This window comes from Pelagimonas sp. (assembly GCF_058892305.1).
On record NZ_JBZXVN010000040.1, the window covers coordinates 13545 to 37898 of the forward strand.

Below are 24354 nucleotides of genomic sequence, written 5' to 3' on the forward strand. Positions count from 1 at the left end.
TTAGGAGAACAAGGCGGTGCGAAGTGTTTGCGGAAGAACTGGTGCAACGACAGAGGCCAAAGCCGTTGCGGCACCGCGATGCAGAGGGGCGAAAAATCCAGATGGGCTATGGTTGATGCCCCGCAGGGTCAGCCCTAATGCCTGAAACCGGTGCGATTTTAGCCGCAAGGAGCGCCGCGCAAGATAGCGCAAATAAACCGCCTCTGCCTTGGCATCACATTGCACACCAAAGGTACGGGCGCGCTCTTGGACCGCACGTCGACTGCGTTCCATTTCTTCAAGGTCCGACGACAATCCATCAGGAGAGCAGCGATACCAAACCTGCAGATCATCCCTGCCCCGGATCACCGCCCCAGCACCCAATAGGCGCACCAAAAGATCAAGGTCCTCGTTGTGAACAAAGCCCGGATCAAACCCGCCGATTGCGTCAAAACAAGATTTGCGCAGGCTGAGGTTCGACAATGTGCAAACCGGGTTTTCCGACAACATATCCGTGATTGTCAACGCGGATGGTTTCACCGTTGATTGCCTGTGCCCGTCACCGGGGGCGGTTCGAAAGAAACCGACTTTGGCATAGATGCCGTCAACGTCACGTAAGCGAAACTGGTGATCCAATTGCCCAAGCTTATCTGGTGTCCAAATGTCATCCGCGTCGCAAAAACAGAGGATGGCCCCGCGTGCCAAGGTCAAGGCTCCATAATTACGTGCCGCGCTCGGGCCCTTGCCCGGATTGCGCAATAGTCGGATGCGCGGGTCACGGTTTTGATAGTCCTCGACCAGCTCACGGGTTCCGTCACACGACCCGTCATCAACGCAAAGCGCTTCCCAATCTGTGAAGACTTGTGCCGTTATGCTGTCCAGCGTTTCGACCAATGTTGAGGCCGCGTTGAAACAGGGAATGACAATTGAAAACCTTGGCATTGTTAGACCTCGTTTGGTTTTTGGGAAAAAGCGTTAAGCAGGATGGGGGCCGCGAACCCTGTCATGATGAGCGTGCTCACCGCGAGGTAGCTCCATGCCATGGTAGTGAGGCCATGGGGCGCGGTCACAACCGTGCTGATCCCGAGCACTAGTGCCAGTATTGCACCCACCCTCAATTCGTCTTGCGGGCGATCGTTGGCGCGTAACAGGCCCGCGCAACCGGTCCAGATAAGACCGGGAATGGCAGCGAGGCAGAGGATCGACACCGGTTCAATCACCGCCTCCCACCCGTCGCCGAGCAAGAGTGGAACATAGATCGGGGCCAGCAGGGATTGCGCCAACACAAAGGGAGAGACCACACAGATCGAGACAATCAAGCTGTGGCGCAGAGCGACAGACCGGTTTGGTGCCGTGCAAAGATGTGGAAACAAGGCGACGGAAAATGCCTGTGTCACGGATGTTGCAAGGCTAAGGCCGGCATTGAACGCCATGAAGTATAGGCCAAGAGCTTCGGCACCGAGCAACAGGCCAACAATCAGTTTGTCCGCTTGAACACGTAGAACCTTGACCAATTCGATGCCTATAACGGCACTGCCAAACCGCAAAAATGGCGATATCGGGGCGGCTCCGACGGTTGGTTTTGACGTCCAGGGGCGCAGGCGACGCATACAGATCAACCAAATCGGAGCGGCGACAAGGCGGGGCAAAACCAAAGCCAAAGGTGAGGGCCAAAGAACGGCAAGCACGGTGGTCGCCAGATTGGCCCCAACGATCTGTCCACCAGCGATGACCGCCGTTTGCGGCAACTTGCCTTCGCGCATAGCCAGGGCGGCCTGAACCAACCCAGCCGGCATAAAGAGGTATTCCACCGCCAATATCGCCAGCAAAATACCCAGCTCTTGCGCCCCAAAGGCAAACAGCACCGCGGCGATGGCCCATTGAAAACCCGTTAGACCAAAACACCAAAACCGAAAGAGTGACTGGGCCCGGTTGCACGTCGCCTCAAGCTCGGCTTGCGGGGCGGCGATGATGCGTTGGCCGACACCGTTTTCACTTAGTGCTTTAAGAATGTCGCCCGCAGCGAGGGCCGCAGCAGCCACGCCAATTTGTGCAGCATCCATACTGCGGGCGACAGCGATCACAACCAAAATACGCGAGACCTTGGCCGTGATCTCGGAGGCACCAAAAGCGAGGAAATCGGGAATAAATCCGCGATCCTGTCCGTGAGTGTGTTGCTTCATGGGGGGCTCCGATCTGAAGGTCCCCCTTTGTAACCCGCTGAAAAATAGCCGTCTTCGCCCCCTCTGGATCAGGCCAGAACAATAATGGGTGTCCCCCTATCCATTGGGATTGCATTGCCATCCCGATCCCCATCTCGCGTGGTTGGAGGGACTGGCCTTAACTTGAAGCAAGCCCAAAAGGATGTATCCATGCCTCGTTTTTTACCGATAACACTTGCCTCAACTCTTGCACTGTCGCTGTTTCCCGGCTGCGCCAGTCTAAAAACGCCCCAAAACATTGAACCGGTCGCCGAAGGAAAGGCCTATCAAGCGCAGTACCGCAAACCGGCCAAGATCAAATCCCGGTATTTAGAGGCGCAGGAGATGAACGAAACACCCTGCTTGCCGCCGATTGGGGGCAGCATTGATGACACGATTGGCAAATGGTCCGCGCCCGCCCTCAGCCCGCTTTTGGGTGAAAAGCTCACCCGAAACGATCTTGTGCAACTGGTGGTCGAAGGCGATGACACCTTTAGCGGTGATTATGTCGTGTCCCGAGAGGGCGATCTGACCATACCGCATATGCCCCCCGTTTCAGCGCAAGGCAAAAGCACGCGAGAGGTCGAACGCGCCGTGCAACGGGCCTTGGTCAAGACCGGCCACTATGGAACCGCGCCCCAGCTTTCTCTACGCATTTTAGATTTTGCCGATGTTAGCGTCGGCGTAACTGGGGCGGTTTTTGAACCCCATGCGGTTCGGATCGGGGCGGTTTCCGGCGATCAAGCCGATCGGATGCGGCAGAGCGCGATTGGGGCCTCAACAGAAGAACGCAACCTCTCGGTGGCCTTGCGTGCTGCGGGCGGGGTGCGCCCAGATGCAGACCTGTCTTCTGTTGAACTGCACAGGGCCGGTGAAATCTATCGGATGGATTTGCGGGGCATTTTTGATGGCAGTGACCCGACCGACATCATGTTGTTGAACGGGGATAGGATAGTCGTGAAAAGCCGCCAGTGCTTCCAAGACGACCTGATGCGCCCAAGCCCAATTAGCCCGCCGGGTGTTACGCTATACATGTCGAACCTAACGCAACCCGCCACCGGCAACGCGGAATCCGCCATCGGACGATCTGTGCGCGAAGTGCCCTACGGCGCGCGTTTCCTAAAAGCGGTCGTTGATACCAATTGCGTGGGCGGCGTGAAGCTCACCAATGCCAACCGCCACGCCGTGCTGTTTTCTCGCAATCCCGTAACGCAGGTGTCCGTTGTGATTGAGCGCAATATCGAACGGTTGCTGCGCCGGGCAGATCGCGATGATTACGATCCCTATGTCTTGCCCGGCGATGCCATTGCCTGTTATGACAGCACGGTGACCAACATTGCGGATATCGGACGGGTCACAACCGTTGTCGGCGCGGCCGCTTTGGTTCTCAAATAACCTTTGAGTGCCAAGTTTCCAGCGCCGCGCGACTGTCACGCCAACACTCTCCAAGCGCAGAAAGCGCGCGCACGAAAGCGTCTCGCTCGCCTGCCAAACAGAGTTTTTCGATGTCGTTGAGATGCAAATGGAACTGCTGCGCTCCGAACATCGCGGCACTTCCGGCAACGTTATGGGCCAAAACAGCGGTTGCGGGTAAATCGGCATCAGGCCCCAAATCCGCGATCAATTGATCTGCATCGGACATCATCCGTGTAAACAGATTGTTCAATGCGGCTTTGTCCAAAGTCCTGTGCATTTGATCGAGCTGGCGTTGGTCAAGGAGGTCGTCAGAATGAGCCAAGGCCGCGCTTGGTCCATTCACAGCCAACAACGCGTTTTGCAAGGCATCAAATGTCAAAGGTTTGCCAAGAACGCCTGACAAACCGGCCTCAAGATAAGAGCGCGTTTCATCGGGCAACACATTGGCGGAAACGGCCAAGATCGGAACATCGGAAGACGCCCCGCCGCCTTGACGAATATGGGCCGTGGCGGTGACACCATCCATGCCGGGCATTGAGATATCCATCAAAATCGCATCAAACCGTTTGGCCATCGCTTGCTGAACCGCGTCCAGCCCGCTGGTGGTGCAGGTCACTCCATGACCTTCATGTATTAGCATCGCCGCCATAACGTCCAAGTTGATCTGATTATCATCGACGACAAGAATGGTCATCTTTGGCGGTAAAATCGCTTGGAAGTTCGGGTCGTCCTCAACCTTGACCGGGGTAACGGTACGTTTCACCGGCAAACTCACGTCAAACTGACTGCCTTTGCCAAGGGTGCTAGACACAGCGATGCTCCCGCCCAAAGTCTCGGCAAATCGGCGCGCAATTCCGAGACCGAGACCCGAGCCAGGCGTGGCGCGATCCAACGAGGCATCAAAGGTTTGAAAGTCATCAAACACATTTGGCAAGTGGTCTTGGGCGATGCCGATCCCTGTGTCGAAAACTGACAGGTTCAGTATTTCGGAACCATCGGCCGTCGCTTCTATCGCGGCTCCTATCGCAATACGTCCTTCGCGGGTGAATTTGATCGCATTGCCCACAAGGTTGAGCAAAATCTGTTCGAGCTTATGTGCGTCGGTAAGGACCCAATCCTTTTCACTACCGTTCCACGACCATTCTATCACATTGCCCCGTTCCGCTGCGGCCCCACCTAGAGCATCGACGATTTTTTGGATCAACATTCCGGGGTTTAACACATCCTCTCGCACCGAAACGGTCCCGGCCTCGGCGCTGACAATGTCCAACACGGCGTTTACATGGCGCAGCAACAACTGGCCTGAGATGTCCATATTGCGCAGCATCTTTTGCTGCGGCTGGGTGAGCGGCTCACGCGCCATCAACTGCAAGGTGCCTAGTATCCCGTTGAGCGGTGTGCGAATTTCGTGGCTCATGACAGCAAGGAAATCGGTTTTGGCTTTTTCCCCTGCCAAGGCTTGATCTCGGGCTTTGATCAGCTCTTTTTCATCGGCGTGCGCCTGAGACATGTCGCGCAAAAAAGCAACGAATACCTCGTCTTGATCTTCATTGACCGCCGAGAGCGCCATTTCAACCGGGAAAATTGACCCATCCTGACGGCAGGCCTCTAGTTGCACGCGCCCCTGCCCGATGACACGCCTGTCGCCGCCCCTCAACATGCGGGCCATTCCGGCGCGATGGGCCTGACGCAAATGATCCGGCACGATCAGATCACCGACAGGAGCCCCAAGGACATCTTCCGCCAAATGCCCAAACATTTTTTCCGCAGCCGGGTTTAAGGTTAGGATTTCGCCGGTGTTTTTGGTGACGATCACACCATCCAGAGACGTTTCCAATATGCCTTGAAGGCGGGAATTGGCCTGGGCGACTTTGATGCTTTGACGATAGGTTTGTCGATTGAAATAGAACAACCCAAAACTCAACATCGCCATCACGAAAAGCATGGCCCCAGTCAAATAAACCAGATGTGTCAGGGTGACGGCGCTTTGATTGCGATCTTGATCGGACTGACGGGCGAAAAAGGCCACGCCGTTTAGGGCCAATTCCCGAACATCAGACCTCATGGCCAGAGCGGTTGATCGTAGTTCTGGCAAGGCAAGGATCAGCCCCGCATCCGGGCCATCCACAGTGTCGACCAAACCATCAAGCCCTGCCCCAATCGTATCAAGCAGCGGGCCAAGTTTTGGGTCTTGTTGAAACGCCGCAAAAAGCGCGCCTTGCTCAAACAGATCAATACGAGAATAGAACAGATCAAAGCGCAGACGGATTTCTGCAAGCTGTTGCGTCGTCGCCGTCTCTGGGGTGATCGACAGCGCTTCTAGAAATCGCAGGTAATCCACTTCGCTCTGGCTCATCGACCATTCTACATTGTCCGTTTTGGCGAATTTCAGGGTCTCAAGCTCTTGCAGGGCTTCGGTATAGATAAACCACGAAAGGACAGCGAACCCAGCAACCGCAAACAACGTTCCAAGGATCGGAATCCGGAACCGTTGGACGGCCTTTGACCTAGTGGCACTCATGTAACGACAACTCCCAATACGTGATTTCAGTCTACCACATCCAGACTTTTCAATTGCCAAATGCTCTGAGAATATATCGTTTCCGTCCGAAACGCGGCATCCATGTCATAGGGAAAGACAATCCACAGCGGGCCTTTTCCACGTCGCGGGATCGTTTTACCATCCATGCGAAAGGCCACGATCGGGGCGGTTGGGCTTAAGGATGCTATGGGAATGTCGACGGCATAATCATTGGCGGCCCGGGCTCTGATAACCCCTTGCTCAATCCCAAAAGAACTCAATAGCCGTGACAAGGCCACGCCGGAAAACTCAGCCACGCCTGAGGTCCAGATAGTTGATGTTTTAAACGTTGTCTGAGGCAAGGATTGTAGTTCAGCCAAGGTGACCGCAACAGGTTCAGAAGATGCATCTTGCTGGATAAACAAGACGGGCTCGCTCGCGCTTTGGTCCGCAACGGCCACAAACGGCGCAAAAGCCATGATTACAGCGACAAGAACAGTCAGCAATTTGGTCACGATGTGTCTCCTATCGGTCTGACCCAAGCATGCGCAAAAAGACCGCCACCCGGTATGGCTATTCCGGGTGGTGTCCTATCCGTTCGGATTAGAGGGCGGTTTAATACGCGCCTTGCCGCAACAGAACCGCGCGAAAGGTCAAGGCCAGCAGCATCAAATCGAGCCAGATTGAACGCGCTTTGATATAGGCCAGATCAAGGTCGATCATCTTGTCAAAACCAATATCGGCCCGGCCCGACACCTGCCACAACCCCGTGATTCCCGGCTTGGCCAGCAACCGCCCGAGCGCGTGTTCTGGATAGGCCTCGACCTCACCGGGAAGTGCCGGACGCGGACCAACAAAAGACATATCGCCCTTTAATACATTGAAAATTTGGGGGATTTCGTCCAAAGACCATTTGCGCAAAAACGACCCAACACGGGTGATCCGGGGGTCTTGGCGTGACTTAAAACATAGGCCTTCCCGATCTGACATGGCCAGGATATCAGCCCGCCGGGTTTCGGCATCCAAATGCATCGTCCTGAACTTAAAGAGTTTGAACTCGGCACCGAATTCACCAACTCTTGTTTGCGAAAACACGGCCGCGCCGCGACTATCCATCCGTATGGCCAGCGCAATGAGACAAAGGATGGGCGACAGCAAGAGAATGCAAAAGCTCGCCAATACCACGTCGAGCATCCGTTTCTCGATTGTCCCCGCTGCAAGGCCATTGATAGCATGCACGGATGCCCGTCCCAAAAAAGTGGCGTTGCCAATCAAATAGCGGCGGGCCATTCGTTTGGGTTCGCAACACAACCGGTACACCCATTCGGCACGGGCTTTGCGGATCGGTTCTGGCGCGCGCGGCACCATACCAGACACAAAATCAAAGAGCGCCCCAACCCCCATAACCAGTTGAGCCTCTAGTTGATCGCGATGCTGATCAATCCACAACTCCTGAAGGGGTACACCCTTGGCAACAAGCACAATATCGGCACCGGAGGCGTTGATGTGCTCAACTGTCTGGCGATTGTCGGCGGATTGAGCATAGCCATCCCGGACACCCGCAATCACCACCCCCGGACAGCTGGCCTCAAGCTTGTCAGCCGCCGCTTGAGCGACATCAGGACGCGCGCCAAGAAGAAAGACCGAAAGGCCCCGCCGCCCTGCCTCTTGCAGAAGGTCGGGCACCAAATCGGTGCCATTCAAGTTGGTCGTAACCTGATCCCCACACATCTTGGCGGCCATTTCCACGCCTATGCCGTCCGGAAAAACATAATCCGCCCGCGCAAGCGCCTGGGCATAAGTCCGGTGCCGTGCCCGGATGTTTGCGCAATGCGCGTTAAGGAAAAACACCGTGTTCCTTTGCCCGTTTAAACATTGCGCAATGGCACCCTGCGCTGTCCCATCCCATAGGGGTTGGTCTAACACGGCCAGTGCCTTGGTTGGCTGTGTTGTCTTGACCGTTTTGCTGAATCGCTCGATAGGCGTCGCGCCCAAACCAAAGTCTGCGTTTGATGAATGTTGCATGGTGATCCTCCCACAAGATGTGCTTGGGATCAGCATGACAAACACCGGCTTTTTTCCCAAAGGCGCAGGAGGATGCCACCGCGGGACATGAGGTGTGAGAGAGTGATAAACAGGGTTAAAATTTCGCAAAGGACCGCCAGACCTATCCGAACGGATGGGCGCGTAGTTCCGAATAGAACACCGCAACCATTGTCGCGGACACACATGCAGTGTCTAATCAAAGCACCCCGTGTTGATGGAGTAGACCAGTGAGACTTTTACTAGCTGATGATCATGACTTGGTGCGCGACACCTTGGTTGCCTATGTTCAATCCACGGGCGACATCGACGTCGACGCCGTGGCGAATTTCGATCAGGCCTTTGAGCGGATCAAAACCGGCGACGCTTACGATCTGGTTCTTTTGGATTACAAAATGCCCAAGATGAACGGTCTTGAGGGGCTACATCGCATTCTCGATTTGGAGAATGCACCGCGTGTGGCGCTGATTTCAGGGGATGCCACCCGCGAGGTCGCCGAAGCCGCACTCGAAGCCGGAGCCGCAGGGTTTGTTCCCAAAACACTGGCGGCACAATCGCTGATCAATGCCATTCGGTTCATGGCCATGGGTGAACAATACGCCCCGATTGATTTCATGACCGCACCAGACACGCCCCCGGCCCATCCCCTGTTGGATAAGCTCACACAACGGGAATTGCAGGTGTTGGAAGGCCTGACCAAAGGCCAGTCCAACAAGGAAATCGCGCGTGGGTTGGATTTGGCCGAGCCGACAATCAAACTGCACGTCAAAACCCTGTATCGCAAGATTGACGTCAACAATCGGACCCAAGCGGCCCTGGTCGCACGCGAAGCAGGATTGTTCTAAAACATATCCGATCGGGTAGGTTACCAATCCCAATCCCCGCAAACCCTGCCCGGGTGGGGCGACGCAAAACTCAGATCGGACCGGTAAACTCGTAAGCAAGGAGAGTGCTTATGAGTTTTCAGAACCCCAAATTTTTATCCGCTTCCGCAAATGGCACCACTCGGGTTAAGGCATCCGGCACGAGATCATGGGTACGGCGTGTAAAGCGGTGGGTGTACACCAAAACCCGACGCAATATGCGGTATCTGTCGATGTTCGGTATGGGGCTTGTGGCGGTTTGGTTACCAAGCCTTGGATATCTCACAACAGCAACACCACAATTCACCTCACAGTTTTCATTGATCCTACCCGGTGCAGGTAGCTCGACATCGGTGAATCTCAACAAATTTGGACAGGCCTCTTCCTATGCCAATTCAGCCTTTGCCAATGGGTCGATCAGCCCGACGGAAACCTACAAAAGGTTGATTGTGGCCGACCGGATTTTGAACGCTGCGGCCATGGTCGAACAGGTCAGTCGCGATGATTTCGGTCGTCCAAAAATCAAACTTGTCGATCAAACCAATCTGATCCACGTTGAGCTTTCCGCCGATGCGGCACCAGCAGCCCAGTCACGCGCACGCGCCTTATTGGCATCGTTCTTTGCCGAGATCGACGCGCTGCGGCAAGACGAAATTGTGCAACGTCAAGCGGGTGGCGAAGATGCAATCGCCGACTATGTCACCTCGGTTCGGGCCAACAGAACCTCAATTTCTGACCTGCGCGAGGACAGCGGATTGATGTCTGCCGATCAATTCAAGGGCCGGGTTGCGGCACTCGAGGTTTTGGCCGAACGGCTGCAAACTCTTAACGGCACGGCCGCCTCGCAAGCCTCGCGTGTGGCCAATCTGGAATCCGCTCTACACATTTCGGCTCAGCATGCAGCGGCAACTTTGAAACTGTTTTCTGATGAAGAATATCGGGTTGCTTTGGCCGAACTGGCCGAGGCTGCCGCCCTTTTCACCACCGCAAAATCCCATTTCGGGGGCCGTCATCCCGAACGCCAAGCCGCCCAAAGAACACATGAAACCGCCCAAAAGGCAGTGTTAAAACTGGCCGCATCGGTGACCGGATTTTCGATGGCCGAGGTCCGCTCCCTTGATCGAGCCCCGGACGGCGCGCGGGCGGATTTGCTCTCGGAACTGGTGCGCGAACATGCAACTCTTGAGGCGATGCGCAAGGAAGTGTCGACCCTTTCGGCGCAACACCGCAAAGACGCCGCTGAAATCCAACGCCTAGAGCCCGTGGCCTCGGAACTTGAGGACCGTCAACGCGATTTTGCCGTGGCCGAAGCGGTGTTTGCCTCGGCCATCGCCCGCTCGCAATCCTCCAAAACCGATATCTATGCGTCTTACCCTTTGGTTCAGGTGTTAGAGGACCCAAACCTGCCAACGCGACCGTCTTCCCCCAAAACCAAACTGGTCTTGGCAGCGGCCATCGCGGCCAGTTTGATGTTGGCGATCGCTGCGACCTTGGGGTGGTATCGCAAAGCCCTCATTGATCGCATTCTGACCCGTCCGACCGCGCCCGAGGCAACACCGTGATCCGCCCCGACACCTTGCCTGAGCGCCTCGTATTCTGGGCGCTTGTTGCCACTTGGCCGGTCTATTTCGTTGGTGGGCTCTATATTCTTGGGCCCGTTTTGGCATGGATAATGGCGGGGTTTGCGGTGCTCTCGCTTTACCTTGGTCCGGCCATTCGGCCTGATCTGCGTGCCACAGGCCCTGTGCCTTGGCTGATTTGGGGTTGGATTATCGGCATGGCGGTGATGCTGATTGCGCTCTGGGTGGGGCACATGAATTGGGCAATGGGGGTTAAGACAACCATCAAATCAACCATTGGCTGGGCCAAAGGCTGGGCCTTGATGTGCCTATTCCCTTTGGCGGGCGCTGTTCTCCCTTTGCGCCGTGAAATCCTTGTGCGCGCCCATTGTATTTTGGGGGCCACAACGCTTGCCCTTGCCCCTTTGATGTTGCTCGCTCCGTATGTCGGACTTCCCGAACGGGTTTTCACCTCGCCTCTCAAGGTCGTAGGCGGGCCGGGGCCGGAATATTTCACCGTATTCCTCTACACAATCGACCCCGGATCGGGGCAACCCCGCTGGCAGTTCTTTGCTCCGTGGTCACCCTTCGCAGCCCTTCTTGGCGTGATGATGGTTTTGTTTGCCCTTGAGGAAAAGGACCGACGTTGGATGCTTGCTGGCGTTGCGGCCGGGGTGTTGATGATATTGGCGTCAAAATCCAGAATGGGGTTGGTTGGGCTGGCGTTCTGTACGACCCTTCCTCGGCTCGCGCCCTTCATTTTTCGCGGGTTTGCTTGGTCTGCCTTGGCGGGGATGACTGCGCTGTCTGGCCTGTTCATCACGCCGCTTCAAAATGCCCTTTTCGGAACAATAGACGCGTTCAAATCAGCCCGCGCAGATAGCACCCGCGTTCGCGCAACCCTGCAAAGGATCGCCTATGAACGCTGGCAAGAAGACGCGGTTTGGTTTGGGCATGGCCGGGTTCAACCCGGTCCGCATCTCGTCGAATATATGCCAATTGGCAGCCACCATACGTGGTTTGGTTTGCTATTTGTCAAAGGCGCGGTGGGTTTCAGCGCCTTTGCGGTGCCATTCGGCTGTCACGTTGTCGTTTCGGTTATTGATGCAGCCAACTCCAAGCGAGGTACCTTGCCCTTGGGGGTACTTTTGACGCTGGTTTTGCTGTCCTTTGGCGAAAACTTAGAAATCCAGACGTATTTGATTTGGCCGGCTCTGATCATGTTGGGAATTCACAGCCGAGAGATGCTGGTCCAGACGTAGAGCAAGCTGATTTAGTTCGCAGTTTTTTGTTTAGGTCCTGTCTTTACTGTACCCTGCGCTGAACGGCAGATTGCGGGATTGCATCGCGAGTTTGAGCAATCTGGGAAGGTCGCGGCCGGGCCGGATCGCTACGCTCGTCACAAACGGGTGGAGAGTTGCCCTTGGCTGCGTCCGCGAAGGTTTCAGGCTACATCGGTGTAAGCGGCCATTCGAATCTCAATCGGCCAAGACATCAATGCTACGCAGTGACCAGCCCGACTTGAGTGGCCAATTTGAAAGTTAGAGCATGATTGGCCGTTGGTTCATTTGGATGATGGCCTGTGGCGCAGCTGGTCTGTAGCCCAATGCACTATGGGGTTGTTTGGTGTTGTAATGTCTCCTCCAGCTTTCGATGGTGAGTTGAGCTTCACGTAGCGAGTGGAAGATTTCACCGTCTAAAGCTCGTCCCTCATCCGTCCAATGAAGCTTTCGCAGTATCCGTTTTCCCAGGGTGACCTAGGCTCGATAGATGTAGTCTTTGCTCCATCGGCATTAATCCAGTCCCTGACGGCCACTAAGATGAATTCCGGGCCGTTGTCTGAACGCATGTAGGCAGGTACGTCACGCAGAATTCCGACATTCGTTGTAGCTGCAATTTGAAGGATAATACGAAGTCAAATCCTGTGGACGAAGCAATCCCAATCTGACGTAGCCGTTGTTCGTGCAGAAAATACCTCCCCCCCTCAATCCATTGATTAATATCCAAAATGATAGTCAAGCCAAACTGCGGCTTGGAGCTGCACGCGTTGTTTTCATGGCGTTGTGGCGCGTCTAACGGTTTCTTTGTTCTTTCCAAGGATCACCGAAATTATGATAGCCCAGCTTCTCCCAATACCCTTTGTAGTCGTATTGACTGATATGTAGGCCACGCAGCCATTTTGCACTCTTCCAGAAATACAGCCGTGGTGCCACGAGGCGGGCAGGCCCGCCATGCTCGGGTGTCAGGGGTTTGCCATCAAATTCCGTCGCTACGATTGCTTGTCCGTCAAGTAGGTCAGCGATGCGCAGGTTGGCTGAGTAATCGCCATCTGCGCGCGCTTGAACGTAGCGCGCATCCCTATGTGGGCGGACGAGATCGAAGAGTACGGCTATGTCAACGCCCTTCCAACGCGTGTCTAGCTTTGACCACTTCGTCACGCAGTGAATATCGGTCACAAACTCGCGCTGCGGCAGCTCATTGAACGATGCCAAATCGAGGGTGACGGGGTTTTCCACCTCGCCGTCGATAGTCAGCGTCCAGTCTTTCTTGTCTGCAGTGCGAGGTGTCCCTGCCGTCATAACAGGGAATTTCTGCGTTACCACTTGACCAGGCGGCACCCTGGGCCTCCCGTTTCGGGTTTCACTCATGCCGAAAACTCCGTTCGAATGGGGTCAATACACCTCATGAAGGTGGAGGGTTCTGCCTCGAAATTCGCAATCGTCCCCCTGCGACTTACCTTCCAGAGCTTCATAGATCGGTGCCGCAGGGGAAATTCCTATGAATTTGTTTCCTTGGCACTCAAATTCAGCGGTAGACACGCCGATGACAAGAAAACGTTCGCCGAACCGAACGACCGCACCGGGTTCGACTGTGTCTTTGGGGCCGAAATCGAGCGCACTTAGTGCTGCAATCTTAGCTTCAGCCTCATGCTCGCGGTCATCAAATGCCTCTGCAAGGTCAGCAGCGGCTTCTGCTTGGCTCTGCTCGTCGTTTTCGATGGTTTCGGTCCGATCCAAGCGCGCCGAACTCAGAAAGCGTTCATAGGTTTTGTGGGCTTGGGCGAGGTCGGCTTCAGTCAGAGCAAGCATCGTTTCGCGCAGGTGGCTCTTGTCGATCATGGTATTTCCTTTACGGTAAGCGAGAGAGTTAATGGCATGATAAAGCGTGAATATTTGTTGTCACGCGCTATGGAGGGGAAAATTTGGGTGCGGCACTGTCCATCGTGATTTTGTTTTCGATCTCGTCCACGATTGTGCGTGTGGCGGCTGTGTTTCTCGAACATACTGGCCTCTCAAGGGAGATATCCAGAGTTCAGGCCATGTCAGCGTTAAGCGGCACTGGGTTTACGACATCTGAGTCGGAGTTGATCCTCCAGACGCCGGAGCGCCGCAAAATCCTCACTGTGCTGATCATCACAGGTTCAATTGGTTTGGCATCGGTGGTTGCCACTCTGGTCGTCGGCGCTTTCGGGATCGAAGAAACAGCGAGTGGTGTGCTGATGCAGATAGCGGCAATTGTCCTTGCCATCGCTTTTGTACGCTATGTCCTTTTCTCTTCAATTGTGGACGAGTTTATATGTGGCATCGCGCATGCGTGGCTTGTCAGGCGGATGGCCCACACGACCTATACGATCCTGTACCAGCTTGATGCTGAAAGTTTTCTGGCCGAACATACCATTGTTGAAGCACCGCCCGAGCCAATGAGAAGCTGGCCCGCAGGTTTGGTCGTAGTCGGCGTGCGGACGAATGCAGAAGCCAAATTACGTGCTTGGGATGGAACTGCATTGGCAGATGGGGCGAAGGTCTTGCTTGCTGGGCCGCGCAACGCTCAGGACGCATTTTCAGAACGCCACGCCGCACCCGCCCCGCACGGGGGACCTTGACGCATGAAAGACGCACGAACATCGCCGGGGTTTCTTCATCTGCATTCGCTCAAAGATGGGGCGGAATGGCTCCATATGTGCATCAAGCACAAGGAAACCAGCACCTATCTAATGGACGTTGTTATGCTGGATGATCTGGTCGTCGATGCCTTGGTCGAGGAAGACACGCGGTCGCGGGTACGGGTAAACGATGCGGGCATCATGGTGCTTTTGAAAACGATGCATATCAGTCAAGACATGGCCAACCCCGAGGATATGGTCTCAATCCGTGTTTGGATCGAGCATGCGCGTGTGATCACCACGCGCGAGGCAGATGTCGACCCGATCATTGCGCTTCATGCGCGCCTTGAAGAGCATAAAGGCCCTGCGACGCCTGGTGAGTTTCTTGCGGATCTCATCGAAGAACATTTTGATGAGATTGACGAGCACATTGAGGCTCTTGAGGATGCAGTCAATCGGATCGAGGATATGGTCAACCACCATAAAACCGAAGCGGCCTGCCCGGCTATGGCACAGAGTCAGTCGCGCATCAGCGGTTTCTTGCGGCATTTCGGCCCGCAAAGAGCGGTGTTGGATCAGCTGTCGCGGTGCGAACATGTCTTGCTCAGTGCGCGCGACCGAGCCCGCATCGATGACGGCCTCGACCAGTTATTGCGATATCTTGAAACATTGCAAAATCTGCGGGACCGGATCGATATTCTGAACGATCAGGTTGCGCGCATACAGGACAGGCGTATCACTCAAAGCTCGTTCATCTTCTCTGTCGTTGCGACGCTTTTCCTTCCGCTGGGGTTTATCGTCAGTGCCTTTGGCGTGAACCTCCTGGGCATCCCGATGAATAGCTCGCCTCATGGCTTCATCGTGCTGATGGTCATCTGCTTGGCCATCGGATTCGCACTTGTGATCCTCTTTAGGTTTAAGAAATGGTTTTGAAGTGAAGTTCTAGGGCCTTGGATTCACGAAGCCGCACCGTCTGAGTGGGTGCCGTGGCCGAAATTCATCGAATGATGCTCAACAACTTCGGCCACAACGACGTCATACTCCAGGAAAACCCCATTCTTTCCACGCTCTTTGGCATATTTATGCTCTGGGTGAACATCCCACTCTTCGATAGCCTCGAAGCTTTCGAAGTAGCCGATCAGAACCTTTTCACCATCTTCAGCGGTGAAAACCTTGTGGCTAATATAGCCCTTTAAGCCTTTGACGACCGTGACCATCCGCGCATAGAGGTCATCAAATTCGCCTTTGAAGTCTGGGTCTATTCGGTGGCGGAAAACCTCAACATGCATTGCCATTTTCTATCCTTTCGTTTCTTCAGTTTCTCATGCGCCCGATGCGTGTTGCGAGAGGGGTTGAGCTGAGCCCATGTAGCAGAATCGAAAGCCCCACAGTGAGCGAGACACAGGCAAGCAGCTCTTCTTCATTGGGAAAATCGAACTGATCCATCATCAAGAGCGTGAACAGGATCGAGGCAAGACCGCGCGGCCCGAACCAACCAAGAAATAGCTTTTCCCGCGCGGTAAGGCCGCTTCCCGTCAGCGAAACGAAGATCGGCAACATGCGTACGACCGTCAGAAAAACGAACACGAGGACAACCGTCGACACACCCGCGTGGGCCAACCCATCAGGCAGAAGAAATGCACCGAACACGAGGAAAGCCGCCATTGTCAGAAGCTGGCCCGCGCCCTCCATGAACTCACTTATAAAGTGGATATCATGGCGGTAAGTGTTACCAAAAACCATCCCGGCAATAAAGGCGGCGATGAAACCGTTTCCATGGATGGCAACAGCTACGCCATATGCTGCGAAGGCGGACACCAGGAACACCACTGCGCCCGAGGCTTCTTGCATCAGGTCCTTGTTTTGCGCCCAATCCATAGCCTTGGCCACGCTCCAACCGATGGCACCCCCTGCGATAGGTCCAAGAATGATCTCGGTCATAGCCTCGAGCGCCAGACCGTCAATATGCGCGCTGCCCGCGGCCGAGGACGCAAGTATCGCACCGAGCAGAACGAAGGGGAGAACCAGTCCGTCATTCAGCCCGCTTTCAACGTTGATCGTCTGGCTGAGATGATCCGGCACCTCTGAGTTAGACACGACAGATTGGCCGAGAGCCGCATCCGTTGGCGTTAGAACGGCCGCCGTCAAAAGTGCAACTGCAAGCCCTGACGTTGGATTAAGCAGCAGCGCGACCAGCGTTCCTAATGCAATCGTCAAGGGAAGGCCGATCAAGAGCATACGCGTTGGAATTTGCCAGTCCATTGCCAATTTCTTGAACCGAACGTGGCTGGCATCGGAAAAGAGGATCAGGATGAGCGTGATTTCGGCCAAGAGCTTTTTGCCCTCGTGTATCGTATCGGGCGCAAGGCTCGCGTGCAGCGGGCCCGAGAGGACAAAACCAAGCGCGGTGAAAATGATAGGCAGTGTCAGAAGGCCTCGAGAAATCGCCTTGCTGAATAGCGAGTAAAGCACGAACGCCAGAAGCAGCAGAAGGATTGTGGGGGTCATATAGTCTTGTTTTCCCTATTCAGCAAAGCGCTGTGCCGTACGCGAAGTTTGGCGAGTTTCGGTTCTATATAGGTGCGACAGAAAGGCCGTTCCGGGTTAGACTTGTAGTAACTGTGAAAGCGCTCGTCCGATGCCTTGAAGCCGCGATGGCAAAGAACGCGTGTGACGAACACCGCGCCTGTCTCGGAGGCAAGCTGTGACAAGTAGAAATCGCAAGCCTCTGATTGATCGGTATCAGAGGCATAGATCGCGCTGCGATACTTCCCGCGCATCTTGTGTTGGGCTTCGCTGGCATGTGTTCCAAGGTGAACAGCGATCAGGTCTTTTAGGTCTATCACGTCAGGATCAAACGTGACCTCGACGGCCTCGGACCAAGCATCATCGGGAGCGTCCGATCGAATGAAACCCTGACGCACGTCCAGGACGCCCCGAAGCGGTTGAAAAACCGCCTCGGTACACCAATGACACCCGCCTCCGAAACCGATTGTCGTCACCCGATCACTCCGCAACGGGAACCTGGCCTTGTGCCAGTTTGAGGCGAGTCCAGAGGTTCATGTTGATCACGATAGCAGCGATCTCGGCGATGGCTTTCTCGTCGAAATGCGATGTGAGTGTCTGGTGACGCGGAGCGAAGGCGGCGGGGTCGTAATCGGTCAACGCCTCACAATAGGCCAGCGCGCACCGTTCTGCCTCGTTATACATGGTGCTCTCGCGCCAGCTTGCCAGATGGGCGACTTTTTCGGGTGCGATGCCTTGGTCGTGAGCCGCTTTGGTGTGCAGGATCAGGCAGTAGGAACAGGGGTTCATCTGGGCCACGCGCAAGCGCAAGAGCTGGGCCAGTTGCCCGTCAACGGACAGGTCTGCCGTATAGCCCACAGAGGCGGCCATTTTCTTGGCGATGCTGTGGAATTCCACCAGATCGGGGTCAAAGCGGGTATTTTCGAATGTGACGGACATATTCAGTCTCCTAACTTGAATTTCTTGCGCCATTCCGGGCGTTTGAGTGCGACCTTCCGCAAGAACGGACACGTCAGGCGCATTTCGTGAGAACGGTTCTCGATCTCTTCGAAAACCTCTGTCGCAAATCGTGTGCCCAGCCCGCCGCCACGAAAAGCCGGATCAACCTCAATATGCGTGAGCACCATTCTGTCGCCTTGCCAGACATAGCTGACAAAAGCGTCGGAGGTGCGCATGTGACGAATGAACCGCTGTGAACGGTCATCATGGACAAGACCTGGGTCGTAGAGCTCAGCGCGCGCCAGTTCCTTGTCGAGATCGGGAAGTTTGGGGTTACGTACCTTGCGGCCCTTGATCTCAAAGGTTGGAAACTTGTCTGCGCTGCCTGTCAGAGCCGTCAGCCGTTCAGCGGCGCGCGGGTCCTTATCCACTTCGGCCATCTCATAGGTCAACCCGCGCTCTTCCAAGGCGGCCTGATAAAACCGCGTCTTGGGACAGCGTACTTCACCAAAAAGCGTTATGTCATGCATCTGCTGCCTCCAGGGGCTTCAGGCCCGCTAGGATCGTCGGCAACAGCTCCGCCACGGTTGGATGCACGGGCAAAGCCTGTTGCATGATTTTGTAGCTGGCACCTGTCGCCATGAAATTTGAGAAGATCGCGATGATCTCATCGCCCGTGATGCCAAAAACAGTGGCACCCAGAATAGCCTCGCTTTCGCCATCTACTATGATGCGGATCAGACCTGCTGTCTCGCTCTCTTCCTTGGCGCGGCTGATGTCAGCCATCTTCATATCGGCAATCAGGATGTTGCGACCTTCGGCGACCAGCTTTCTTGCTTCGGCGCGCGACAGGCCGACGCGGCCCAAGGGCGGATCGGTGAACATCGCGTAGGTGGTCGGGCGTTGGTCGGCGTCGTTCCATTGATAGAGGTCGTCGCGCCCATCGAGGTCCGCCAGAACTATCTCGTGGTCGTGATAGCTTGTATGCGTAAACGCGCCGCGCCTGTTCACATCGCCAAGTGCCCAAAGATTTGGGACCTTCGTTCGCAGCTTAGCATCTGTTTGCACATAGCCGCGTGCATCGGTGTCCAAACCCACCGCACAAAGGTTCAGCTTGTCGGTGTTCGGAGCGCGGCCCGTGGCGAAGAGAACGTGGCTCCCTGTGATCTCTGTGCCATCTTCGAATACCATTAAAACGCCGCGCATGTTGCGACCGAGGCTGGCGATGTTCGCACTCAGATGAAGCGTCACGTCCTCGTCCTTGAAGAATTCCGCTATGATGCCAGAGACGTCTTCATCCTCGCGTTCTGCCAAGCGGTCGGCCCGGTGTACGACGGTAACTTTGCTACCCAGTCGGCGGAAGATCTGCCCCATCTCAAGCCCGATGTACGACCCACCGACGACGATGAGGTGCTCAGGCAATTCATCAAGTGCCAGAAGCGACGCATTGTCGAGCGCGTCAACGTTTTTGAGACCTTCAACAGGCGGCGTAAACGCGCGCGTGCCTGTGTTGAGAAAGACCTTCTCAGCGGTGATCTTGCCTTCACCGACGGAAACGATGAAACGGCCTTCCTCGTCATATCCTTCCAAGCGCCCCCAGCCCTGGATTACCTCGACGCCTCTAGTCCGCTTAAGCCAGTCTGTCAGCCCGCGGCGCGCGGTATCGACGCGATCACGCATCCGCGCCATTGCAGCCGGGAAATCGACGGTGACTTCGCCTGCGCCTATCCCGAAATCACCTGCGCGCCGCACCATATGCGCCACGCGCGCGGATTTGCGGAGCGTTTTTGTTGGCGTGCACCCGTTGTTGACGCAGGTTCCACCCAGTTTGTCGCCCTCGATAAGCGCAACCGACTGCCCGCGTTTGGCAAGTCCGACGGCAAGTGACGGGGCGGCCTGGCCTGAGCCGATGATGACAGCGTTGAAATGATCCATGTTTTGTTCGTCCCTATCTTTATTCTTCGCGATCAGGGCCTTGGCAGGGTGTACGCTGAAGACGCTCATCCTGAATAATCTTGGTCACAAGCCAGACGTATTCCTGCTTTGCCGTGTCAAATCCCAGCATTGTGAAGCCTTGGCCAAATGGACAGTCGGGGAAATCTGGAACCCCTAGTCTGTGGATATATCTCTGCGGATCTGCATTGAGCTCGCTTTTGCTCACAGCCGTAGCGATAATCCGAGCCCTCGAGGTCGAGAGCGTCCACCAAGAATCCGCGCACTCCTGTTTCACCTACGCTGCGCGCGTAGATGTTGGAGGCGTCTCCAAGGTCGGGCTCTGTCTCAAAACGCAGCTTCGCTGCGACCGTGACGTCCGAAGTGTTGACACCGTGACCTGTACTGACATCGACAATCTTGCCGTTTTGGAAACGAAAGTCATGGGTAAAGCCCGCCTCGGCCAGCTCTGAAAGGGCTGTTGCGGCATCAGTTGCGTCGATTTTCATGTAAGTCTCCAATGAGAAATCATTTTACGGGGCATCACGTGCCGCAGAAGGTAATGTGGCGGGGCGCATCCTTGGGTGCAGGCTCTTCGTAGCGTTTCGCGCCCTCTTGCGGCGAATACGGCTTGGACAGAACGCCCGACAGCTTATGGAAGGGGCCTATGTCACCTTCTGCCGCCGCCTTGAGTGCGTCTTCGACGAGGTGATTACGAGGGATGTAGATCGGGTTGACCTTGTCCATGGCATCTGACCTTGCGCCGGCTGAAGTGTTCTCGTGGTCAACGCGTGTCTGATAGAGCGTGAGCCATGCATCAACCTGCGCCGTATCGTCAAAGAGCGCGCGCACCGAGGCCGCGTCTCCGCGCAGAGAACCAGCCAACGCACGAAAGAGTTTCGTGAAGTCCACGTTTTGCCCTTCGGCAGCTGCCAGAAGCCCATTCGCCAGATCGTGATCCTCGGGCAGGTCTTTGAACAAGCCCATTTTGGCCCGCATACCCTTGAGCCATTCCTGCTGGTAATGCACGGGGAATGCGTTGATTTCGTTCGTAAGCTGGCGGATCGCGTCGTCGTTATCCTCGGGATTCACGAGGTCGATCAGCGTCTCAGCAAAGCGTGACAGGTTCCACTGCATAATGACAGGCTGGTTGCCATAAGCGTATCGGCCGTGCTCATCGATCGAGCTGAACACGGCTTTCGGATCGTAGCTGTCGATAAAGGCACAGGGGCCATAGTCAATTGTTTCGCCTGAGATGGTCGTGTTGTCGGTGTTCATCACGCCATGCACAAAGCCGATATTGACCCATTGTGCTACCAGCGAGGCTTGCGCATCACGCACGCGACGAAAGAACTCAAGGTACCGATCTTCCTGTTTCGCGATGTCGGGGAAATGCCGCTGTATCGCGTAGTCAGCCAATTTGCGTACTTTCTCTGTCTCGCCGCGCGCCGCGAAGAACTGGAATGTTCCGACGCGCAGGTGAGAGGACGCAACGCGTGCCAAGACCGCGCCTTGTTCCAAACCATTGCGTGCAATCTGCTCGCCCGTGGTCACAGCTGCAAGCGCACGCGTGGTCGGCACGCCGAGCGCATGCATCGCCTCGCCCATCAGGTATTCGCGCAGGACTGGCCCAAGAACCGCCTTGCCGTCGCCACCGCGCGAAAACGGTGTGCGTCCCGAACCCTTGAGGTGCAAATCACGGCGATGACCGTCCTTGCCGACAAGCTCACCGAGTAGGATCGCGCGCCCATCGCCTAGCTGCGCTGAGAATCCACCAAACTGGTGACCAGCATAAGCCATAGCAAGCGGTGACGCACCGCTCGGGGCCTGAGCGCCAGAGAGGGCAGACGCCCCGGCGGGTGTGTACAGCGCCTCTGCGTCTAGGCCAAGCTCAGCTGCCAGGCTGGTGTTCAGAATGACAATTCTCGGGTCGGGAATTTTGTCGCCTTCCCACGGGACGAAGAAGCCCTCCATCTCACGTGCGAAAGTGTTTTCGAATTTAAAGGCGGTTGAATCTAACACGGCAGAGGTTCCTTGTGCGGGGATTAGGCGAGAACTTGGGCATGATGGTGTGCGACGGCGAAACAGGCTGCCAGCAAACCAAGGTCTTTCATCAAGAACTGCCCGCGCGAAGATAGAAAGAGCCGACCGGCCCCCTCTTCAAAAAACTGAACGAATGGAAAAAGGCTGAGTGTGACGACAAAGGTCAGAACTCCGAGCACCCCGCCTAAAAGCCCAAGTGACGGAAACAGAATGCCCAGCACCAGAAACAGTGCGGTGCCCAACTCGACAACGCCCAGAAAAATGCTGAACCCTGCTGATGTCATAAGCTTCGGGCCAAACCGCAGAATTGGATGAGTGGATACAAGCGCCTTTACGGCGTCTTGTTCATACCGCGCAAATTTGGCGATGCCGAATGCTAAAAAGACAATTGCAAGCGCCACTGATAACAACAGCATGGCTGGTATCCAGCGGATCAGGTCTACGATAGTGTCCATTGTCATTCCCCCGTTCTGGTTTTTACTCCGGCGGCAACAACCTCCGGAGCATTGTTTCAAGCGCGTTTCAAATCGACATCGTCGGCACCGAGCGCGGAAAGAAAGCGCTGCGGGTCAAGACGGAAGTCGGCGTAAACCACGTTCCCTTCCGGGTCGATGACTGTGAACCAGGGCGTGCCACCCGAGCGGTAATCTTCCATGAAGGTCGGGTAGCGTTCGCCTTTAGGGGGGGTGTCATGGCCAAACGGGATTTTCAGCCCGTATTGCTCCTGATTGACGCGAAGTTTGTCGAACGTATTGCTTTCAGCACCTTCAAAAACCGTCTGAATCACGGCGAAGTCGAACCCTTTTTCTTTCAGGTTGTCGTGCAGGTACCGCAGCGCTGGGAAGCCACGCGAATGGCAGCCCGGGCACCAGTGCTGGAAGCAATAGATGATCTTGTACCCATCTTTCATGTCGGCCAGCCGCAGCGGTTTGTTCATTGGAATGCCGTCCGCGTCGATCCAGTCATTGACGCGCAGTTCGGGTGCTGTGTTGCGAAGTTGTCCAAAGTTCATGGCTCTTACCTTTCTAACTTGGCGCGTCGGTTTGCTGCCTCTGCTCGTTCTGTCAGCGCACTGACATCGTAGAGCGGAAAGGCAAGTACCTCCTCGCCGATTTCGGTGATCGCAGGTGAGAGGTAGCGAAGCCCCTCGACCTCCGTTTCAAGCCCAGGCCCGACGATCAGGCCCGTCTTCGTTTCATTCATACGCAGCCAGCCCTTGCGAATGAGGCCGCTGGTTAGCAGGTCCACCGCAAACTGGTCGCCTGGCCCAGAGGTGTTGATCGCGACAGGTGTTTCGATCTCCTCCGTGCGCTCCGTGCATGCTTGTTTGAGACGGATGCGAACATTGTTTGCCGCCTCGGCATAGACCCGCATGATCTCGCCGTGATCTTCGTTGATCTGGCCGCTGGCGCGTAAGCGAGCATAGTCGGCCAGACTGTCGTGCGTGCCACGCCGAAACCGCCTCTCCAGTTGCCTCATGACTTTGCGCCGCTCCGTTGGTGATGGCAGCAATGTCTTGAGGCCTATTTCGGCCACCCAAGCCAGATAACCCGGTCTGAGCTCAGCCATGCTTGCACCTCCTGAACGGAAACCTGCGATCTCCGCATCAACCGCTGCCAAGAGCACCTCGGTGGAGTCGAAGGGGCCTGTAAGGCTCGGCTCGACGGGCGTCTTGCGTGGCCGCGTGTAGATCAATGGCTCTGGCTCGGTGCCACGGGTGATCACCCGTAGCCGGATGTCCTGCTCGTCCATGACAGACTGCATGAAACGCAGAACATCCAGCATCGCGGCGTTGCCTCCGAGGCAGGTTACTTCCTGCCCCGGACGCAGGACCTCGGCAATCGCGTCTTCGTTGCCATAAAGCGTCGTGAACGCCGTAGGACCGCTATCCGCCCCGAAACGTTGAGGCGAAGGACCCCCGGTGGCCACGTCCACCCGGTCCGCCCGGATCACCTCACCCGTGGCGAGCGTGATCCTGAACCCGTGTGCGTCTCTGGCCAGATCATTGGCCAGTGCCGTGCGCTTTTCGACCGTCACACCATTGGAAACATGGTCAGCCAAAGCACCTCGCGCTGCTTCAGCGAGAAAATCGCCAAAGACGTTACGAGGCGCAAAAACCGCGCCAAAGTCACCTGCGGCCAGATGATCCTTTGCAAACTCCAACCAACGAGGTTGGTAGGAAGAGATCATCGGGCGAATGCCATCCCAATTGCTCTCGAACCAGTTTACAAACTCATCTCCAAACGCGCCTGACGGGGAGTTCATCAGATACGCATATCGCCAAGGTGCGCCTCCAGCGTGATCGTCATATGCTAGGCCGCGGCCTAGCTGAGCCGCGTTGGAGCCCAAGATGGTGAGTGTGTCTCCCGCAATGAGCGGCGGGGATTTCGCAAGCGCGGCGGCGCTGGCCCCATCACCGATGATGAGTTGGTGACGAGGCCGATCCACC

General features: G+C 55.8%; 24 protein-coding genes and 1 pseudogene. 6 read left to right on the forward strand and 19 right to left on the reverse strand.

The window, feature by feature from the left end; genetic code table 11:
- Both AC5EFR_RS16155 and AC5EFR_RS16160 read right to left on the reverse strand, forming a co-directional pair.
- Entirely contained in the window at positions 1 to 921 is a 921-nt protein-coding gene (locus AC5EFR_RS16155; protein ID WP_493576812.1) for a glycosyltransferase family 2 protein, read from the reverse strand.
- 2 nt (positions 922 to 923) lie between these two features.
- Positions 924 to 2162: an oligosaccharide flippase family protein gene (locus AC5EFR_RS16160; protein ID WP_493576813.1), complete on the reverse strand. Its 1239-nt coding sequence runs from the start codon at positions 2160 to 2162 to the stop codon at positions 924 to 926.
- Positions 2163 to 2351: 189 nt separating this feature from the next.
- On the opposite strand from AC5EFR_RS16160, the gene AC5EFR_RS16165 reads away from it, so the two are divergent.
- Entirely contained in the window at positions 2352 to 3575 is a 1224-nt protein-coding gene (locus tag AC5EFR_RS16165; RefSeq protein WP_493576814.1) for a polysaccharide biosynthesis/export family protein, read from the forward strand.
- Here AC5EFR_RS16165 and AC5EFR_RS16170 read toward each other — a convergent pair.
- The 3 genes from AC5EFR_RS16170 to AC5EFR_RS16180 form a co-directional block, all read right to left on the reverse strand.
- Complete coding sequence (locus tag AC5EFR_RS16170) at positions 3568 to 6117, reverse strand: ATP-binding protein (protein ID WP_493576815.1); 2550 nt, start codon at positions 6115 to 6117, stop codon at positions 3568 to 3570. The genes AC5EFR_RS16165 and AC5EFR_RS16170 overlap by 8 nt on opposite strands.
- A gap of 26 nt (positions 6118 to 6143) precedes the next feature.
- A complete protein-coding gene (locus AC5EFR_RS16175; RefSeq protein ID WP_493576816.1) occupies positions 6144 to 6632 on the reverse strand; it encodes a putative pterin-binding protein in 489 nt (162 codons plus the stop codon).
- A gap of 100 nt (positions 6633 to 6732) precedes the next feature.
- A complete protein-coding gene (locus tag AC5EFR_RS16180; protein WP_493576817.1) occupies positions 6733 to 8142 on the reverse strand; it encodes a sugar transferase in 1410 nt (469 codons plus the stop codon).
- Positions 8143 to 8390: 248 nt separating this feature from the next.
- On the opposite strand from AC5EFR_RS16180, the gene AC5EFR_RS16185 reads away from it, so the two are divergent.
- The 3 genes from AC5EFR_RS16185 (at position 8391) to AC5EFR_RS16195 (ending at position 11844) form a co-directional block, all read left to right on the forward strand.
- Complete coding sequence (locus AC5EFR_RS16185) at positions 8391 to 9005, forward strand: response regulator transcription factor (RefSeq protein WP_493576818.1); 615 nt, start codon at positions 8391 to 8393, stop codon at positions 9003 to 9005.
- 110 nt (positions 9006 to 9115) lie between these two features.
- The gene (locus AC5EFR_RS16190) at positions 9116 to 10585 is read left to right on the forward strand and encodes a GumC domain-containing protein (RefSeq protein ID WP_493576819.1); all 1470 of its coding nucleotides are present in this window, start codon (positions 9116 to 9118) and stop codon (positions 10583 to 10585) included.
- Positions 10585 to 11844, forward strand: a complete 1260-nt coding sequence (locus tag AC5EFR_RS16195; RefSeq protein WP_493576848.1) for an O-antigen ligase domain-containing protein — start codon at positions 10585 to 10587, stop codon at positions 11842 to 11844. The genes AC5EFR_RS16190 and AC5EFR_RS16195 overlap by 1 nt, the downstream gene beginning before the upstream one ends.
- 279 nt (positions 11845 to 12123) lie before the next feature.
- Here the strand turns inward: AC5EFR_RS16195 and AC5EFR_RS16200 are convergent.
- The 3 genes and pseudogenes from AC5EFR_RS16200 to AC5EFR_RS16210 form a co-directional block, all read right to left on the reverse strand.
- Positions 12124 to 12455, reverse strand: a pseudogene (locus AC5EFR_RS16200) (integrase core domain-containing protein); the annotation flags it as partial.
- A 199-nt stretch (positions 12456 to 12654) separates the two neighbouring features.
- Positions 12655 to 13230, reverse strand: coding sequence for a molybdopterin-dependent oxidoreductase (locus tag AC5EFR_RS16205; protein WP_493576820.1), 576 nt, complete (start codon positions 13228 to 13230; stop codon positions 12655 to 12657).
- A 24-nt stretch (positions 13231 to 13254) separates the two neighbouring features.
- Positions 13255 to 13701 (reverse strand): hypothetical protein, encoded by a 447-nt coding sequence (locus tag AC5EFR_RS16210; protein ID WP_493576821.1) that lies wholly within the window; start codon positions 13699 to 13701, stop codon positions 13255 to 13257.
- 83 nt (positions 13702 to 13784) lie between these two features.
- Between AC5EFR_RS16210 and AC5EFR_RS16215 the strand changes: the two genes are divergently transcribed.
- Both AC5EFR_RS16215 and AC5EFR_RS16220 read left to right on the forward strand, forming a co-directional pair.
- Positions 13785 to 14465 (forward strand): hypothetical protein, encoded by a 681-nt coding sequence (locus AC5EFR_RS16215; RefSeq protein WP_493576822.1) that lies wholly within the window; start codon positions 13785 to 13787, stop codon positions 14463 to 14465.
- A gap of 3 nt (positions 14466 to 14468) precedes the next feature.
- Complete coding sequence (locus tag AC5EFR_RS16220; RefSeq protein WP_493576823.1) at positions 14469 to 15398, forward strand: CorA family divalent cation transporter; 930 nt, start codon at positions 14469 to 14471, stop codon at positions 15396 to 15398.
- Positions 15399 to 15421: 23 nt separating this feature from the next.
- Here AC5EFR_RS16220 and AC5EFR_RS16225 read toward each other — a convergent pair whose 3' ends face one another.
- From AC5EFR_RS16225 to AC5EFR_RS16275, 11 genes are all read right to left on the reverse strand, one after another.
- Positions 15422 to 15760 carry an antibiotic biosynthesis monooxygenase family protein gene (locus tag AC5EFR_RS16225; RefSeq protein ID WP_493576824.1) on the reverse strand — a complete coding sequence of 113 codons (339 nt, stop codon included), beginning with the start codon at positions 15758 to 15760 and terminating at the stop codon, positions 15422 to 15424.
- 19 nt (positions 15761 to 15779) lie between these two features.
- Positions 15780 to 16973 (reverse strand): cation:proton antiporter, encoded by a 1194-nt coding sequence (locus AC5EFR_RS16230; RefSeq protein ID WP_493576825.1) that lies wholly within the window; start codon positions 16971 to 16973, stop codon positions 15780 to 15782.
- On the reverse strand, positions 16970 to 17467 hold the full coding sequence (locus AC5EFR_RS16235) for a peptide-methionine (S)-S-oxide reductase (RefSeq protein WP_493576826.1): 498 nt from the start codon (positions 17465 to 17467) through the stop codon (positions 16970 to 16972). Before AC5EFR_RS16235 ends, AC5EFR_RS16230 begins: the two co-directional genes overlap by 4 nt.
- Before the next feature lie 4 nt (positions 17468 to 17471).
- A complete protein-coding gene (locus AC5EFR_RS16240; RefSeq protein WP_493576827.1) occupies positions 17472 to 17930 on the reverse strand; it encodes a carboxymuconolactone decarboxylase family protein in 459 nt (152 codons plus the stop codon).
- A 2-nt stretch (positions 17931 to 17932) separates the two neighbouring features.
- Positions 17933 to 18460, reverse strand: coding sequence for an N-acetyltransferase (locus AC5EFR_RS16245; RefSeq protein ID WP_493576828.1), 528 nt, complete (start codon positions 18458 to 18460; stop codon positions 17933 to 17935).
- On the reverse strand, positions 18453 to 19865 hold the full coding sequence (locus AC5EFR_RS16250; protein WP_493576829.1) for a mercuric reductase: 1413 nt from the start codon (positions 19863 to 19865) through the stop codon (positions 18453 to 18455). The genes AC5EFR_RS16245 and AC5EFR_RS16250 overlap by 8 nt, the downstream gene beginning before the upstream one ends.
- A gap of 116 nt (positions 19866 to 19981) precedes the next feature.
- Complete coding sequence (locus AC5EFR_RS16255; protein ID WP_493576830.1) at positions 19982 to 20371, reverse strand: hypothetical protein; 390 nt, start codon at positions 20369 to 20371, stop codon at positions 19982 to 19984.
- Between the two features lie 34 nt (positions 20372 to 20405).
- Positions 20406 to 21884 carry a protein adenylyltransferase SelO gene (locus AC5EFR_RS16260; protein WP_493576831.1) on the reverse strand — a complete coding sequence of 493 codons (1479 nt, stop codon included), beginning with the start codon at positions 21882 to 21884 and terminating at the stop codon, positions 20406 to 20408.
- A 23-nt stretch (positions 21885 to 21907) separates the two neighbouring features.
- Positions 21908 to 22360, reverse strand: a complete 453-nt coding sequence (locus AC5EFR_RS16265) for a DUF417 family protein (RefSeq protein WP_493576832.1) — start codon at positions 22358 to 22360, stop codon at positions 21908 to 21910.
- Between the two features lie 56 nt (positions 22361 to 22416).
- Complete coding sequence (locus AC5EFR_RS16270) at positions 22417 to 22917, reverse strand: peroxiredoxin family protein (RefSeq protein WP_493576833.1); 501 nt, start codon at positions 22915 to 22917, stop codon at positions 22417 to 22419.
- A gap of 5 nt (positions 22918 to 22922) precedes the next feature.
- Positions 22923 to 24353 (reverse strand): FAD/NAD(P)-binding protein, encoded by a 1431-nt coding sequence (locus AC5EFR_RS16275; protein ID WP_493576834.1) that lies wholly within the window; start codon positions 24351 to 24353, stop codon positions 22923 to 22925.
- Position 24354 lies beyond the last annotated feature (1 nt).